This is a genomic window from Veillonella sp. CHU732 (genome assembly GCF_003992085.1).
Classification (GTDB): domain Bacteria; phylum Bacillota; class Negativicutes; order Veillonellales; family Veillonellaceae; genus F0422.
Genome location: NZ_RQVC01000001.1, coordinates 148,665 through 165,177, shown reverse-complemented (window position 1 = coordinate 165,177; position 16,513 = coordinate 148,665). Strand labels below are relative to the sequence as shown.

Sequence of the window (16,513 nt, the reverse complement as noted above, 5' to 3'; positions counted from 1 at the left end):
AGGTACTACAAAATATACTAATATATCCCTACGTTGGCATTATCCAAATCAGGTTATGGGTTAGTAGCACATAGCCACTTCTCAGCCCACTTTAGTGAGCACCCCTTACAGATGTATTATACGAATTGAATGATACTACGTCAATAGCAATATATAGGTGAATGTAATGTATTATATGAAATACATAGGATATATGAATGTCTATATTGAGAGGGAATCTCTTCTAGTGAAAGTAGTTTAGCTGTAATTTATTGTATTGCATTGGTTACTATTTCATGTTATAACTAAATTAATATAAGAACCACTAGGGGTGCTTATGCTGAGATTGATGAGTATCAAAACCCTAGACCTGAACCAGATAATGCTGGCGGAGGAAAGTGGATGGCATCGAATACTAGACATTGTACAAGAACCGTCCAAAGGATTGGTTCTTTTTTGTTACTAGTAAAGGAGATACCTATGAAATTACATAGAGCGTTAACAATTGCAGGAACAGATCCAACAGGCGGTGCAGGGGTGATGGCGGACTTGAAAAGCTTTCAAAGTCGTCATGTCTACGGTATGGCGGTGATTACTTCCGTAGTGGCACAAAATACTTGTGGTGTAACCCACATTGCCCATATGGATGTATCTATGATTGAAGCACAGTTACAATCGGTGTATACAGACATAGTACCAGAAGCAGTGAAAACTGGTATGTTAGCCACAGCAGAGATGATGGAACTCATAGGAACATATATAGATCCTAAGGTACCCTATGTGTTAGACCCTGTGATGATTGCCACCAGTGGGGATCGATTGATTTCCGATGAGGCGGTGAAAGCCTTACAAAGTAAATTGATTCCGAAAGCAACATTGATTACTCCGAACCGCAGTGAAGCTGAGGTATTGGCGGATATGAAAATCGATACGGTAGAAGCTTTGCATACAGCAGGGATTCGTATTTTACAAGAATTAGGTCCTCAAGCAGTCATCATCAAAGGTGGTCACATCGGTGAAGAGGCTACAGATTACTTGTTTACAAAAGATACGATGTCCATGCGTCGCTCTTGGACAAGTCCTAAATATGACACAGTACACACCCATGGCACAGGTTGTACATTCTCTGCTGTTATAACAGCAGAACTTGCCAAAGGTAAATCTTTGGAAGATGCCATTACCATTGGTAAAGAATATATTCGTTTAGCAATCTTGCACAATCCAGAGTTGGGTACAGGCAATGGACCAGTGAATCATATGGCCTATGGAGATGAATATTCTGAATAATCTACCCAAGTCTATGAGTATGATACAAGTCATATCGAATAGTTTGAGTGTCGTGGTATACTATAAGTAATCTGTTTTGATTGTTATATAAGAAACGAGGATTATTTTGAAACGCTATGATATAGATACAGTGCGATCCATGATGGGGTTGTACTTCATTTGTGGGACGCCGAATACGAAGGATATTCATAAAACATTGACAGAAGCTTGTAAAGGAGGTATTACATGCTTTCAATTCCGTGAAAAAGGGGAAGGTGCTCTAGTAGGTTCAGATAAAGAACAGTTGGCACGAGAGTTGCAACACATTTGTAAGGAATATGGAGTGCCTTTCATCATCAATGATGATGTAGAATTAGCTGAAAAGATAGGCGCTGATGGTGTTCATGTTGGTCAAGACGATATGGACTTAGAAGAGGTACGCAAACGATTGCCTCATGCCCTTGTGGGGACGTCTATTAACTCTGTAGAAGAGTTAGAGAACACAAGGTTAGACTATGTGGATTACATCGGTGTAGGTCCTATGTATGCAACAAGTACAAAGAAAGATACCAAAACTGTGCGTGGGCCCGAATTAATTTTAGCTTTACGTGCTCATAACCCGACAATTCCTATGGTGGCTATTGGTGGCATTAATCGAGATAACTTTGATGATGTCCTAGCTGAACCAGTGGATGGTATTGCGGTCATCTCAGCCATCACGGAAATGGAAGACATCGAATATGAAACTGCCATGTGGATAGAGAACATGGAATGGTGTAAGATGTTCTTGGAAAAATAGAGCTGTATTATCTGTGGAACACTGGTGTATGAGAAACTTAAGGATTCTCATTGGGTTATCCCTTGACACTAATCCCTTTTATCCATACAATAATATATATACATAAGTGATGAAGCAGAGGAGTATACTCCCTTTAGCGAGTGAGGATGGTGAAAGCTCACAATTGAGTAGAAGGCGCTGTGGAGCATGAGCAGGAACGTTGTACCATACTAGGTATGGACAATTAGTAAAGGCTATTTTTTAAAAGAGGGCATTAGCCAATTAGGGTGGAACCGCGGGTATATCTCGTCCCTGTAGCGATTTTCGTTGCAGGGACTTTTTTATTCCCTGTAAAACATAAGGAGGAATGGAAATGACATTTCAAGAGATGATTTTTACACTCCAAAACTTCTGGGGTGAACAAGGTTGTATTTTACAACAACCATATGACATTGAAAAAGGGGCGGGTACGATGAACCCAGCCACATTCTTACATGCCTTAGGACCTGAACCTTGGTCTGTATGTTATGTAGAACCATCCCGCCGTCCAGCAGACGGACGTTATGGTGACAATCCAAACCGTTTATTCCAACATCATCAATTCCAAGTTATCATCAAACCTTCTCCAGACAATATTCAAGAATTATACTTGCAAAGTTTGGCTGCTCTTGGCATTCATGCAGAAGATCATGATATCCGTTTCGTAGAAGATAACTGGGAGTCTCCAACATTAGGCGCTTGGGGCCTTGGTTGGGAAGTATGGTTAGATGGCATGGAAGTAACGCAATTTACCTATTTCCAACAAGTGGGATCTATCGATGTAAAACCAGTATCTGTAGAAATCACATATGGTTTAGAACGTTTGGCTATGTACATTCAAGGCGTAGAAAATGTGTATGACTTACAATGGAACGAACAATATACATACGGCGATGTATGGCATGCAAACGAAGTAGAACAATCTACGTACAGCTTTGAATTAGCAGATACAGATATGTTATTCAAATTGTTCGATATGTACGAAGCAGAGGCGACACGTGTATGTCAATTGGGCTTTGTGTTGCCGGCTTACGATTATGTGTTGAAATGTTCTCACACATTCAACTTGCTAGATGCACGTGGTGCCATTTCTATTTCTGAAAGAACAGCTTTCATCGGTCGTGTTCGTAACATGGCTCGTATTTGTGCACAAAACTATTTGGCGAAACGAGAAGAACTTGGTTTCCCATTGTTGAAAGGAGATAAATAAGATGGCTAAGGATTTACTCTTTGAAATTGGGGCAGAAGAAATTCCTGCAGGATTTTTGCCAAATATTATTAAACAATTAGGTGAATTAGCAACAGCTGCCTTGGCAGAGCGTCACATTCCACATGGCTCTGTAAAAGTCTATGCCACACCTCGCCGTGTTGCATTACTCATCAATGACGTAGCAGAACGTGGTGAAGATGTTCATGAAACACATAAAGGTCCATCTGTGTCTATTGCTTATGATGCTGACGGCAATGCTACAAAAGCAGCCATCGGTTTTGCTCGTGGTAAAGGATTAGATGTATCTGAATTAAAAGTAGTAGATGGTTACATCTTTGCGGACACAACAACAGCTGGTTTAGATACAAAAGAAGTCTTATCTGACGTATTACCATCCTTGATTACAGGTTTAAGTTTCCCTAAATCCATGCATTGGGACGATTTAGAAGAACGGTTCGTTCGTCCAGTACGTTGGTTGGTGGCATTATTTGGACAAGACGTAGTACCAGTGACATTTGCTAATGTAACTAGCTCTAATGTGAGCCGTGGACATCGTTTCCTTGGTGAGTCTGAATTGACTATTACAGAACCAAAAGACTATGTGGATACATTAACTAAGAACTTTATTATGATCGACCAAGACGTTCGCCGTGAGACGATCCGTAAACAATTAACAGAATTAGCAGTAACTAAAGGGGCTACTGTGGTGTGGGATGAAGATTTATTAGACGAAGTTACATTCTTAGTAGAATATCCTACAGCACTTTGTGGTACTTTTGATGAAAGCTATTTAGCGTTACCATCAGACTGTATTATTACACCAATGAAAGACCATCAACGCTATTTCCCAATGGTGGATGGCAAAGGAACATTACTTCCTATGTTCTTAACTGTTCGCAATGGGGATAGCAAATCTCTAGAAGTGGTAGCAGCTGGTAATGAGCGTGTACTTCGTGCTCGTTTAGACGATGCGAAATTCTTCTTTAATGAAGACCGTAAAACTCCATTAGCTGGTCGTTATGAAGCATTGACAAAAATTGTCTTCCAAGAAGGTTTGGGCAATTTAAAAGATAAAACAGAACGTCTATTAACATTAGGTACTACGTTAGCAAAAGAAGTAGGTTTTGCAGATACAGCTACCTTAGAACGTGCTACACACCTTGCTAAAACAGACTTAACAACAGGTATGGTGAGTGAATTTACTGAATTGCAAGGTATTATGGGTAAAGAATATGCTTTACTAGATGGCGAAACACCAGCTGTAGGGGAAGCAATTTTTGAACAATATTTGCCTCGTTTTGCAGGGGATATCTTGCCAAGTACCGATGCAGGTCGTATTTTGAGTATCGTTGATAAAGTAGATACCATTGTAGCTACGTTCAGCCGTGGTTTAATTCCAACAGGTTCCCAAGATCCATATGCATTGCGCCGTCAAACGATTGGTATCATCAACATCTTGATGGATAGCAAATGGTCTTTATCCATGCGCCCAATTTGGGTAAAAGCAATGGAATTATTAGGTGTGGCTAGTGAAAAACAAGAAGAATTACTAGGTCAATTAGAAAACTTCTTCATCCTTCGCCTGAAAAATATCTTGTTAGAACAAGGTATGCCATATCAAGTGGTAGATATCGTATTGAGCCAAGAGACTGTCACAGTTGCCCTAGCAGAAGGTTTAGGACAAGCCTTAAAAGCAAACCGTATTGATGAAAACGAACCATTAATGCAGGCTTACACACGTATTTTTAATATGGTAAAAGATGTGACTTTCACAGGCGTTGACGAATCCTTGTTAAAAGAAGATTCTGAACAAGCCTTGTACAAAGCTGCATTGCCAGTATATACAACGAATCGCAATGCCTTAGAGGCGGGGGACTATGTGAAAGCTGTAAGTTTGGCAGAATCCTTGGTGCCATACATTGAAACATTCTTTGAACATGTTATGGTTATGGATAAAGACGAAGCTGTGAAACAAAATCGTCTTCAATTATTGCGTATGACTTATGAAGTAAGTAACTTAGGCAAATTGAAGTAGGTTCTTATGATTGTTACGGTATTAACATTTTTTGCCAATCTGTTCATCATTGGTAGCATTGTGTATATGTATCAAGTCATCTTTGGACCTATTAATCATCCTTTTTTAATGAAAGCGATGGACCTCTTTCATGTGCGTATCAATTTGGAAAATATTAGCTATGCCGTAGCAGGTACCTCTGTGTTACTTGTGGCGGCACTAGCGCAAATTCCTTGGTTTCATCGCATTACTATGTGGCTCTATGGGGGACGTCGTCCTCTAGGGCAAGAGATAGAGATTCTGCAGATGATTCAGAAGGATATACAAAATCATACGGGTATTGATATGTCGCAATTCGACTGGTTTATCAAAAATGATGATTCTATCAATGCTTTTGCAATGGGGCATAATCGAATTTGTATCAATACGGGGGCTATCATACAGTTGCCTTATGATGAATTATTGGGCATAGTGGCTCACGAAATGGGGCATATTCATCATAAAGATGGGGCCTATGGATTTTCTTGTTTCTATATGAACTATTTGGGACAAATGTGCATTCGTGTGTACGAACTATTTGCGCGTGTCATATTATGGATTCAATATTTGCGACTACCGATAATTACATTCATTGTGCAAATCTTCTACCTTTGCGTGGTATTGCAGATACTTTTCATGCAGTGGGTTATTAAAGCGCCTTTGATCATTATTGACTTATTCACAGGTAGACGAGCCGAATATCGGGCAGATAAATATGCTTATGAAATCGGCTTAGGCGCTGAATTACATAATGCATTAGTTACCTTGCGTAATTATACTGCTGAAAGTAGCGAAAGTGGTCTCATGAGTAAACTCTATAGCACACATCCAGCCACAGAAAAACGTATTGAACGATTGCGACACTATGTGGAGGGGAAGTAAGCTCTCATGTATTGGTGCTGAAAATATGATGGATGTATCGTATTTATAGTGTAAGAGAGGATTCCCACTTATGAACAAAGAAATAACGAATAACGAATTTAATTCATTAAAAGAAGATGAGAAAAACAATATACATTCTGACTATGCTAACGAAGAAGGTTCTGCATCAGAAGAGGAAGCTATAGGCTCATTTTGTGGAAGTGTTTTACTTTCAGAAGATGTATGGGATAAAGAAAAATTAATCAGCGATTTAAAAGCGGATTGGGAAATTGAACTATCAAAAGAAGATACGGAAGATGAAGATACAATCGTTACCTATTTTGATAAATGTAGTATTATAATCACTAAATTCCCTGCACCTGTACCAAATGAAGAAGCTGAAATAAACGCAGAAAATAATTGGATGTGGGAAGAGGCTGTAGAGGTTACAAAGACTCATAAGGCTCACATTTTTGTAGCTATTTTGGGGGATGAAGAAGATGTAATATCAAGGGGCATACTTTATACGAAAATTATGGCTACTTGCTGCAAGCAAGAAAACGCCATTGGCGTATACACATGTGGTGTAGTATTTGAGCCTAGTTATTATATGCAATCTGCTGAGATGATTAGAGATGGGGAGCTTCCAATTTTTACCTGGGTATGGTTCGGCTTATATAGGAGTAAAAATGGGCTATCTACCTACACTTATGGAATGAACACTTTTGGAAAATTAGAGCTTGAAATCTTAGATGTCGATGAAGAAGCAGGAAAATTGCTATCGTTTATATCTTCAATTTCATCATATGTATTGCAAGATGATGTGGAATTTAAGGATGGAGAAACAATAGGACTTTCTACAGATGATATCCATCAAATCACACGGAGTAAAGGTGTTGCTCTTGCTGATCAGGACACACTAAAGATTTCTTATGAAAAGAAGAAAAAGAAGTCTTGGTGGAAGAGATTAAGAGAAATTTACTATGAAAACTGAATTTATTAAATTCTAAATAGACCTGAGTGCTTTTTTATATTATTAAAAATTCCTACTTGCATAAAAACTTTTATTTATGATAGAATAATACTGTTAATTTGAGATGGTCCTCTGCTTATAAGGTGTAAGTAATGAACGTCTGCAAAATAGGAGGAAAAAATCGTGAATATTATTGATGTATTAGAAAAAGAACAGCTTCGCTCTGACATTCCTGAGTTCCGCGCTGGTGATACTGTAAAAGTACACGTAAAAGTTGTGGAAGGTAGCCGTGAACGTATTCAGGTTTTCGAAGGTTTGGTAATCAACCGTCAAGGTGGTTCCGTTCGTGAAACTTTCACAGTTCGTCGTATCGCTTCTGGCGTTGGTGTTGAACGTGTATTCCCACTTCACAGCCCACGTCTAGCAAAAATCGAAGTAACTCGTCGCGGTATCGTTCGTCGTGCTAAATTGTACTACTTACGTAACCTTACTGGTAAAGCTGCTCGTATTCGCGAAAAACGCTAATTTAAAAGGGTTAGCCATGAGACGTAAGTCTATGGCTAGCCTTTTTTTATTTCCTTTAGAAACTGCTAAATAGTAGGGCATATTAGTTATGAAGTCATAGATAGGAGTTTGCTACTTGATAGTCGATTTTATATACTTTCATAAAATGTATATAGTTTGATAGTAGTATGTCATAAAAGATATTAGATTAGCAGAAAAAAATAACAGTAAAATGAGCATATGATATAGATAATAGACGAATAGGTGAAGTATGAGTCAAGAAATTTTTCCGGTCGTGCAGTGGTTTCCAGGCCATATGGCAAAAGCCACACGCATGATTACGGAACATAAAAAGAAAGTTGATGTGGTTATCGAATTACTAGATGCACGTATTCCTCGCAGTAGTGCCAATCCTGTGATCCGTGAACTAATCGGAGATAAGCCACATGTAGTGATTTTAAATAAATGCGATTTGGCGAACCCGAAAGCTACAAAAGAATGGATTGAATTTTTCAAAAACGAAGGTATTCATGCTATTGCCATTGATTCTAAAAATGGTAAAGGGAATAAGCAGTTAGTGAAAACTGTAGAATCTTTAGCGCAACCCATCATAGATAGATGGTTAAAAAAAGGTATCAAAGGTCGTACAGTGAGGACTATGATTTTAGGGATTCCTAATGTAGGTAAATCTACACTAATTAATAAACTAGCTGGATCAGCAGCAACACGTACTGCTAATAAGCCAGGTCATACACGAGGTCAACAATGGGTGAAGGTAGGTAAGAATTTGGAACTGTTGGATACGCCAGGTGTATTATGGCCTAAGTTTGAAGACCAACGAGCGGCTGCACGGTTAGCGATGACAGGGGCTATTTCTGACGATGTGTATGATTTAGACTCTGTTATCAAGCAGTTATTGGCATATTTAGAAGAGCATGAACCGACATTATTGCATGAACGCTATAAATTGACGGAAGAAGAGCGGACATCGGTAGATACCATGTTAGAGGCTATTGGTCGTCGTCGTGGTTGTTTAGTAAGCGGTGGCGTCGTAGATTATGATAAGGTACGTCGTGTGATTTTAACCGATTACCGCAATAACAAATTGGGATATATTACCTTTGATGGCGTCGATGAGGAGCCGTACTATGTTGACGAAGAGTGAGTTTCAGGAACTTAAAGTTAAAGATATTAAAAATCTACTGCAAGGTGAATGCCCTTTTGATTATGTACAATGGGCATTAGAAGATTCTCGTGAATCCGTGAAACACGCAGCTGGTGTATATTTACGAAAGCAGAAAAAAGTCTTAGAGGAGCAACAACGGTTAGAAGCTATGTATGCCTATGAAGATAGTTTCTATGAAGAAGGAAAATTTTTAGTAGCGGGTGTAGATGAAGTGGGTAGAGGTCCTATTGCAGGGCCTGTGACAGTAGCCGCTGTTATTTTACCGCCTCATTGCAAGCTAGTAGGGTTAAATGATTCTAAAAAATTGACTCCAGAAAAGCGTGATACCTTGTTTGATCAAATTATGGAGGTAGCAGTAGCTGTACACTGCGTGTCTTATGAGGCAGAGAAGATCGATACACTGAACATATATGAGGCTACACGACAAGCCATGTACGAAGCTATACACAATTTGCCTGTACAGGCAGAAGCTGTGCTATCTGATGCTATGAAATTACCAGACTTAGAGGTACCAGTAGAATCTCTGATTAAAGGGGATTCTAAAAGTGCATCTATTGCGGCTGCCTCTATCATTGCTAAGGTCACACGTGACCGCTTCATGGAATCTATGGACGAAGAATATCCAGGGTTTGGTTTTGCTATCCATAAAGGGTATTATACAGATATGCATAAGCAGTCTATCAAAGATTTAGGTATTACTCCCTTGCATAGACATAGTTTTGAACCTATCAAATCGATTGTGGCAGGTAAGCCTGTAGAAGAAATCTAAGTATTAGTATATCGTTTAGATTATACATGCTTAGTATACCTATAAAGATATCTCTGCCCATAGCGATTCCATTGTTTGAAAATAGTTATAATATCATATTACTTATAAAAGCATTCTTATAGAGTATTCTATGAGGATGCTTTTTTGCATATCGATAATTGTATATGGATTATAACACTCTTAGTAGAGTACCCTCCTAACAGTGTGGGTTGTACGGTTTACATTCTTTCATAATGAAAGTAATGTAGAACTAAGGAGGTGCCTATGAACCATATTGAATTAGGAAGATACGGTGAAGACCTAGCTACCAACTATTTGAAAAGCCAAGGCTATGATGTATTGGAACGAAATATACGCTATCGATTTGGTGAAGTAGATATTATTGCTAAAAAAGAAAATATGCTCATTGTAGTAGAGGTGAAAACAAGACGGACCCAAACCTATGGAATGCCCTGCGAGGCGGTGCATTGGAAAAAGAAACAACACATCCGTCATGTCATATCTATGTTTTTGGCAACTCGTGATATAGAGTATGAATCTATACGATTTGATGTGATAGAAGTATATGTGCCTCAAGTGGGAGATTCTGAATTACGGCATATGAAAGCATGTCATTTATAAGATGGGAGGAGTATCATGTATGCAAAAACCTATGGAGTATGTGTGAGTGGTATTGATGGATATGTGGTAACTGTAGAAGTAGATATTAGCCCAGGTCTACCAAGCTTTGATATTGTTGGCTTACCGGCGACCTCTGTGAAAGAGGCAAAGGAGAGAGTGCGATCGGCTATCAAGAATGGGGGCTTTGAGTTTCCTATGAAGAGAATTGTGGTCAATCTAGCACCTGCCCATATTCGTAAAGATGGGTCCTCTTTAGATTTAGCCATTGCCATGGGAATTTTAGCCGCTCAAGAATCGGGAAAACACAAGAAAAAGGAGGTTATACATTGGAATCACCATATATTTATAGGAGAATTATCGTTAGATGGTTCTTTACAACCAGTGATGGGGATGTTATCTATGGTGATGGGAGTGACAAATCAGGAGTTAGGGAATGACAATAATTATCTTTCTATGGTAGAAGATATTATTGTGCCTATAGGAAATCATGAAGAGGCTATTAGTGGGTCCTCTATACCTGTATATGGACTATCTACATTAGCTGAAGTTGTGGAAGTATTAGAAGATCCTGAAAAGAAAGAAAATCTATGTGCGCAGATAGCTATAGTGCCATCAAAATATAGTGCGGAAATACTAGATTTACAAGATGTAAAAGGGCAAGTAATGGCAAAACGGGCCTTAGAAATATCTGCTGCTGGTGGTCATCATTTACTGATGACAGGACCTCCGGGTTCGGGAAAAACCATGTTAGCTAAACGGCTGCCATTTTTATTGCCTCCTCTTTCACGGGAGGAGCAACTAGAGGTAAGCCGCATTTATAGTGTAATGGGTTTATTAAAAAGTGGCCGATTAATGGAACAACGACCATTTCGCAGTCCTCATCATACGAGTACATTAGTGGCTATGGCGGGAGGAGGACAACCGCCAAAACCAGGAGAAATTACCTTGGCACATAAAGGCGTTTTATTTTTGGATGAAGCACCAGAATTTCGTAGGCCTGTCATAGAGGTTCTGAGACAGCCCTTAGAAGAACGACAAGTACATATTGCACGGATTGGAATGGCAACTACCTATCCCAGTGATTGTATTGTTGTCATGGCTATGAATCCATGTCCATGTGGATGGTTTGGAACGGAAGAAGATCATCGATGTACTTGTACAGCTACGCAAATTCAAAGATACCAACGAGTGTTATCAGGACCTATTTTGGATAGAATGGATCTAGTAGTACCCGTAGAAAGACCTACTTTAACAGAGATATATGCCCCTAAGGATGAAGATAGTACAGAGCAAGTACGTAGCCGTGTTATCCGTGCTAGATCTATGCAAACTGAAAGATATAAAGGGACGAATATTGGGGTGAACTCACATTTAAGTCATAGTGATATAGAAATGTATGTGAAACTTTCTGAGCAAGCTAAAGAATTGCTAGATTCAGCTTTTACTACATTACATTTGAGTTTACGTAGCTATGACCGCATTATTAAAGTGGCAAGAACAATCGCTGATTTAGCAGAATCTGAGGAGATTTTAACAGAGCATGTGGCAGAAGCTTTGAGTTATCGGCAGGTACAGGAGGGATTGTAAAATGAAAGACGAAATTTATGCGAGTGCTCTCCAACATGTAGTAGGATTAGGAAATGCGAGCTTAGGTAATTTATTTACCTATTACGAAAGTGCTAAAGAAGCTTGGCATCATGTGTTACATCACAATGTGGAGCCATCATTGGGTTGTAAATATGAATTATTTGATGAAATTCGCCGTCCTATCAATGAAAGCTTTCTATTACAATTAGAAGAAGATTTAGAGCGTTATCATATGGAAGTGATTACTTGGGAATCTCCATGCTATCCAAAATCTTTGTTAGAAATTTATAATAGTCCCCGAGTGTTGTATGGACGTGGGAATATAGAAGTGTTGCAACATACGGATCGTTCTTTAGCGATGGTAGGCGCTAGAAAGTGCTCTACCTATGGTGTACAAGTAGCTAGACATTTTGGACGGGTTTTGTCCAATTTAGGCATTATTGTTGTTAGTGGAGGCGCCATGGGGATCGATCGTGCTAGCCATGAAGGTGCCTTGCAAGGACAAACTCCAACGATTGCTGTTATGGGCTGCGGTTTAAATGTAACCTATCCAAGAACAAATCGGAATTTATTTTTAGAGATTCTAGAAAAAGATGGATTGCTAGTATCGGAATATGGACCGCATATGCAAGCAAAGAGTCATCACTTTCCTTCTCGAAATCGAATTATCAGCGGTATGACGAGAGGCACTATTGTTGTGGAGGCAAAAGCTAGTAGTGGCTCTTTGATTACTGCTGATATGGCGATTAATGAAGGGAGAGATGTATTTACCATACCTGGTAATGTATTGACGCATACTTGTGATGGAAATCATTGGCTTATTCAACAAGGAGCTACTGTACTAACAGATCCTGAACAAGTATTGCGTGAATATGGTTGGCAAAAAGTCACAAAGTATAGTAACATGGATAGTGATAAAGTAAACATAGTGAATGAAGAGGAACAAAGTGTGTTGAAGGCTATGAATCCTGGTGGAAATACAACGATTGAAGAACTTGTACATAGCACACAATTGCCTTTATCAAATCTTCATACATTGCTGTTACAATTAGAGCTAAAACAAATGATTACACACACCCCTCAGGGGTACGTGTTACATACTTAGAGGAGGAAGATTTTTGGCCATTACTAGATCCTTCGTTACAGGGGAGAAGAAAAAAGACAAAGATACAAAAGAAGCTGTCAAATCAAGCGCCAAAGCACCAGAGTCTAGACCTTTGGTCATGCGTCCAGAACCGATTGAAATAGAGCATAAACGGACTTTCAAAAAAGATGGAAAAACTTTAATCATCGTGGAATCTCCAGCAAAGTCAAAGACCATTGAAAAGTTTTTAGGTGATGATTATGTGGTAAAAGCTAGCATGGGCCATTTAAGGGATTTACCTAAAATGCAAATGGGTGTATCTATTACTAATGGTTTTTTACCTAGATATTTGAATGTACCAGGTAGAAAGGCTGTTATTGAAGATTTGCGTAAAGAAGCAGATAAGGCGAAAGCGGTGTATTTGGCAACTGACCCTGACCGTGAAGGAGAGGCCATCTCGTGGCACTTGGCACATATTTTGAATATAGATGGTACTACGCCATGTCGAGTGACGTTTAATGAGATTACTAAGCATGCTATTCAAGAGGCGATGGCAACACCTAGACCAATTGATATGCATATGGTGGATGCTCAACAGGCTCGTCGTGTATTGGACCGTATTGTAGGCTATAAATTGAGTCCTTTGTTGTGGAAAAAGATTTGCAAGGGACTTAGTGCCGGACGTGTTCAATCCGTAGCAGTACGCATTATCTGCGATCGAGAACGAGAAATTCAAGCATTTATTCCAGAAGAATACTGGACTATCGAAGGTGTGTATCAAACAGCTAAGAATGAACAATTTGATGTGGTAGTGACACACAAAGGTGATGAAAAGCTAACGATTTCTAGTGAGATAGAAAGTGATGCAGTGTTACGTGTTATTCGTGACCGTGAAAGTGTAGTTAGTTCTGTACAATCAAAACAACGTAGTCGCAAAGCACCAGCTCCATTTACGACGTCGACGATGCAACAAGAAGGTGTACGCAAACTGAATATGAATGCAAAACGAATTATGTCTGCAGCACAGCATTTATATGAAGGTAAAGAAATTGGTGGCTATGGTCATGTAGGTTTGATTACCTATATGCGTACGGATTCCACTCGGGTATCAAAGGAAATGCAAGAAGCGGCTAAAGTGTATATTCTCAAGAACTTTGGAAAGGAGTTTTATCCGAGTAAACCCAATGTATTTGGAGCGAAGGCGAATGCTCAAGATGCGCATGAAGCGATTCGTCCTACCATGTTGGAATTACCACCCAAAGCGGTAGCGTCCTATCTATCTAGTGATGAGTTAAAACTATATACTTTGATTTGGAATCGATTTTTAGCGAGTCAAATGGCTCCACAGAAAAGTGAAACTATCACTATGCAATTTCACGTAGATGAGTATACATTGAAGGCTTCTGGGAATCGTGTAGTATTTAAAGGCTTTACAGAAGTCTATGAAGACGCAAAAAAAGAAGATGACCATATTTTGCCAGCCCTAGAAGAAGGGCAAGCTATTATGCCTATCTCTATGGATGGTATACAGCATTTTACGCAACCTCCAAGCCGTTATTCTGAGGCAGGTCTTATCAAGGTATTAGAAGAACAGGGAATTGGTCGACCAAGTACGTATGCAGCTACTATTGATACGATCTTAAAACGGAATTATGTGGAACGTAAGGATAAACAATTTATTCCTACTGATTTAGGATTTGCTGTGGTGGAATTTTTAACAACTCATTTTGAAAAGTTTATTAATATGAAATTTACTGCCTCTATGGAGGAAGATTTAGACCATATTGCACAAGGGACTAATTTCTACGAAGCTGTTATCCATTCATTTTATGATAGTTTTGAGAAGGAATTACACACAGCTGAATCGGCTGAGAAGATAGAACTGGAGGCAGAGAAGAGTGGTATCCTTTGTGAAAAATGTGGACATGATATGGTCTATAAACTAGGGCCTTATGGTAAATATTTAGCATGTTCTAACTTTCCAGATTGTCGAAATATTAAGTCCATTACGGTTAGCACGGGAGTAACATGTCCTAAATGTAAATCTCATGAGATTTTAGAACGTAAATCCAAGAGAGGTCGTGTTTTTTATGGCTGTGAAGGGTATCCATCTTGCGATTTTACAATGTGGGATAAACCTATAGATAAAACTTGTCCCGCTTGCGGTAGCTTAATGGCTGAAAAAGTATATAAAAATGGAAATAAAAAAGAGTTTTGTTCCAATCCTGACTGTGAAACAAGGCCAAAACGTAAACCTAGAACAAAGAAAGAAGATAAAGAATGAAAGATTTTGTAACTATTATTGGAGCTGGTCTTGCTGGCTCTGAGGCAGCCTATCAACTGGCTAAGCGTGGTATTCCTGTGCACTTATATGAAATGCGTCCCAAAGTGTCTTCACCGGCTCACCATACAGATCAATTTGCAGAGTTAGTATGCTCTAACTCTTTGCGTGCGAATACGATAGAAAATGCAGTGGGGCTTTTGAAAGAAGAAATGCGTCGTTTAGATTCTTTAATCATGGAATCTGCTGATGCCACTCAAGTTCCGGCAGGTGGTGCCTTGGCCGTAGATCGCCATGCTTTTAGCAAAAGGGTCACAGAACGTATTAAAGAACACCCTTTAATCACGGTGATTCATGAAGAAGTGACAGAGATTCCAACAGAAGGTATTGTTATTTTTGCAAGTGGTCCACTCACATCAGAAGCATTAGGAACTAAAATTAAAGAGTTAACTGGTTCTAAAGATTTTTATTTCTATGATGCAGCAGCCCCTATTGTAACAGCAGAGTCTTTGAATTACGATAAAGTATTTGCAGCCTCACGGTATGATAAAGGGGATGCAGATTATTTAAACTGCCCTATGACGAAAGAAGAATATGATGCTTTCTATGAAGCGTTAACTACAGCCGATGTAGTACAACCAAAAGATTTTGAAAAAGAAATCTATTTTGAAGGATGTATGCCTGTAGAAATTATGGCATCTCGCGGGGTAGATACATTGCGCTATGGGCCTTTGAAACCGGTTGGTCTTGTAGATCCACGGAACAATATTGAGTGGCATGCAGTAGTGCAGTTGCGCAAGGAAAATAAAGAAGCTACTATGTACAACTTAGTAGGCTTTCAAACGCATTTAAAATGGGGTGAACAAAAGCGAGTATTCCAAATGATTCCAGGGTTAGAGAATGCTGAATTTATTCGCTATGGTGTGATGCATCGTAACACATATATTAACTCTCCAGAACTGTTGAACCAAGCATTCCAATTACATTCTGATCCGCGATTGTTCTTTGCTGGTCAAATGACAGGTGTGGAAGGGTATCTAGAATCAGCAGCTGCGGGTATGATGGTAGCTATCCAAGTAGCACGTATGTTGCATGGTAAAGAATTTGTTACATTCCCGAAAACAACGGCTCTTGGTGGGTTAAGTCATTATATTAGTGCCTATGAAGGATCAAGTTTCCAACCTATGAATATTAATTTTGGGATCATGGAGCCATGGGGTGCGAAGGTGCGCAAGAAAAAGGAGAAAAACGCATTAATTGCACAACGTGCATTAGAAGAACTAGAGGCATTAATTGTAGCAGAAGAATTACTGTCTTAATGA

Annotated in this window: 14 protein-coding genes and 2 riboswitches; all 14 genes read left to right on the top strand. The window is 39.2% G+C overall.

Features of this window, described 5'->3' with window-relative positions:
* Window positions 1-8: 8 nt before the first annotated feature.
* Window positions 9-116: riboswitch (TPP riboswitch) on the bottom strand.
* 180 nt (window positions 117-296) lie between these two features.
* A riboswitch (TPP riboswitch) is annotated at window positions 297-393 on the top strand.
* A 66-nt stretch (window positions 394-459) separates the two neighbouring features.
* Window positions 460-1,266, top strand: a complete 807-nt coding sequence (gene thiD, locus EO121_RS00785; RefSeq protein ID WP_127165344.1) for a bifunctional hydroxymethylpyrimidine kinase/phosphomethylpyrimidine kinase — start codon at window positions 460-462, stop codon at window positions 1,264-1,266.
* Between the two features lie 106 nt (window positions 1,267-1,372).
* Window positions 1,373-2,044, top strand: coding sequence for a thiamine phosphate synthase (gene thiE, locus EO121_RS00780; RefSeq protein WP_127165342.1), 672 nt, complete (start codon window positions 1,373-1,375; stop codon window positions 2,042-2,044).
* A gap of 352 nt (window positions 2,045-2,396) precedes the next feature.
* The gene (gene glyQ, locus EO121_RS00775) at window positions 2,397-3,272 is read left to right on the top strand and encodes a glycine--tRNA ligase subunit alpha (protein WP_009354040.1); all 876 of its coding nucleotides are present in this window, start codon (window positions 2,397-2,399) and stop codon (window positions 3,270-3,272) included.
* A gap of 1 nt (window position 3,273) precedes the next feature.
* A complete protein-coding gene (gene glyS, locus EO121_RS00770; RefSeq protein WP_127165340.1) occupies window positions 3,274-5,307 on the top strand; it encodes a glycine--tRNA ligase subunit beta in 2,034 nt (677 codons plus the stop codon).
* Between the two features lie 6 nt (window positions 5,308-5,313).
* The gene (locus EO121_RS00765) at window positions 5,314-6,207 is read left to right on the top strand and encodes a zinc metalloprotease HtpX (RefSeq protein WP_126937294.1); all 894 of its coding nucleotides are present in this window, start codon (window positions 5,314-5,316) and stop codon (window positions 6,205-6,207) included.
* Between the two features lie 70 nt (window positions 6,208-6,277).
* Window positions 6,278-7,180: a DUF4261 domain-containing protein gene (locus tag EO121_RS00760; RefSeq protein WP_127165339.1), complete on the top strand. Its 903-nt coding sequence runs from the start codon at window positions 6,278-6,280 to the stop codon at window positions 7,178-7,180.
* Window positions 7,181-7,342: 162 nt separating this feature from the next.
* Complete coding sequence (gene rplS, locus EO121_RS00755) at window positions 7,343-7,684, top strand: 50S ribosomal protein L19 (RefSeq protein ID WP_009354025.1); 342 nt, start codon at window positions 7,343-7,345, stop codon at window positions 7,682-7,684.
* 250 nt (window positions 7,685-7,934) lie between these two features.
* Complete coding sequence (gene ylqF, locus EO121_RS00750) at window positions 7,935-8,828, top strand: ribosome biogenesis GTPase YlqF (protein WP_127009401.1); 894 nt, start codon at window positions 7,935-7,937, stop codon at window positions 8,826-8,828.
* Entirely contained in the window at window positions 8,815-9,618 is an 804-nt protein-coding gene (locus EO121_RS00745) for a ribonuclease HII (protein WP_127165367.1), read from the top strand. The genes ylqF and EO121_RS00745 overlap by 14 nt, the downstream gene beginning before the upstream one ends.
* A gap of 264 nt (window positions 9,619-9,882) precedes the next feature.
* On the top strand, window positions 9,883-10,239 hold the full coding sequence (locus EO121_RS00740) for a YraN family protein (RefSeq protein ID WP_062402890.1): 357 nt from the start codon (window positions 9,883-9,885) through the stop codon (window positions 10,237-10,239).
* Window positions 10,240-10,254: 15 nt separating this feature from the next.
* Window positions 10,255-11,826, top strand: coding sequence for a YifB family Mg chelatase-like AAA ATPase (locus EO121_RS00735; protein ID WP_127165337.1), 1,572 nt, complete (start codon window positions 10,255-10,257; stop codon window positions 11,824-11,826).
* Window position 11,827: 1 nt separating this feature from the next.
* Entirely contained in the window at window positions 11,828-12,931 is a 1,104-nt protein-coding gene (gene dprA / locus EO121_RS00730) for a DNA-processing protein DprA (RefSeq protein WP_127165335.1), read from the top strand.
* 13 nt (window positions 12,932-12,944) lie between these two features.
* Window positions 12,945-15,194, top strand: a complete 2,250-nt coding sequence (gene topA / locus EO121_RS00725) for a type I DNA topoisomerase (RefSeq protein ID WP_370447185.1) — start codon at window positions 12,945-12,947, stop codon at window positions 15,192-15,194.
* On the top strand, window positions 15,191-16,510 hold the full coding sequence (gene trmFO, locus EO121_RS00720) for a methylenetetrahydrofolate--tRNA-(uracil(54)-C(5))-methyltransferase (FADH(2)-oxidizing) TrmFO (RefSeq protein ID WP_127165333.1): 1,320 nt from the start codon (window positions 15,191-15,193) through the stop codon (window positions 16,508-16,510). The genes topA and trmFO overlap by 4 nt, the downstream gene beginning before the upstream one ends.
* The last annotated feature ends 3 nt before the right edge of the window (window positions 16,511-16,513 follow it).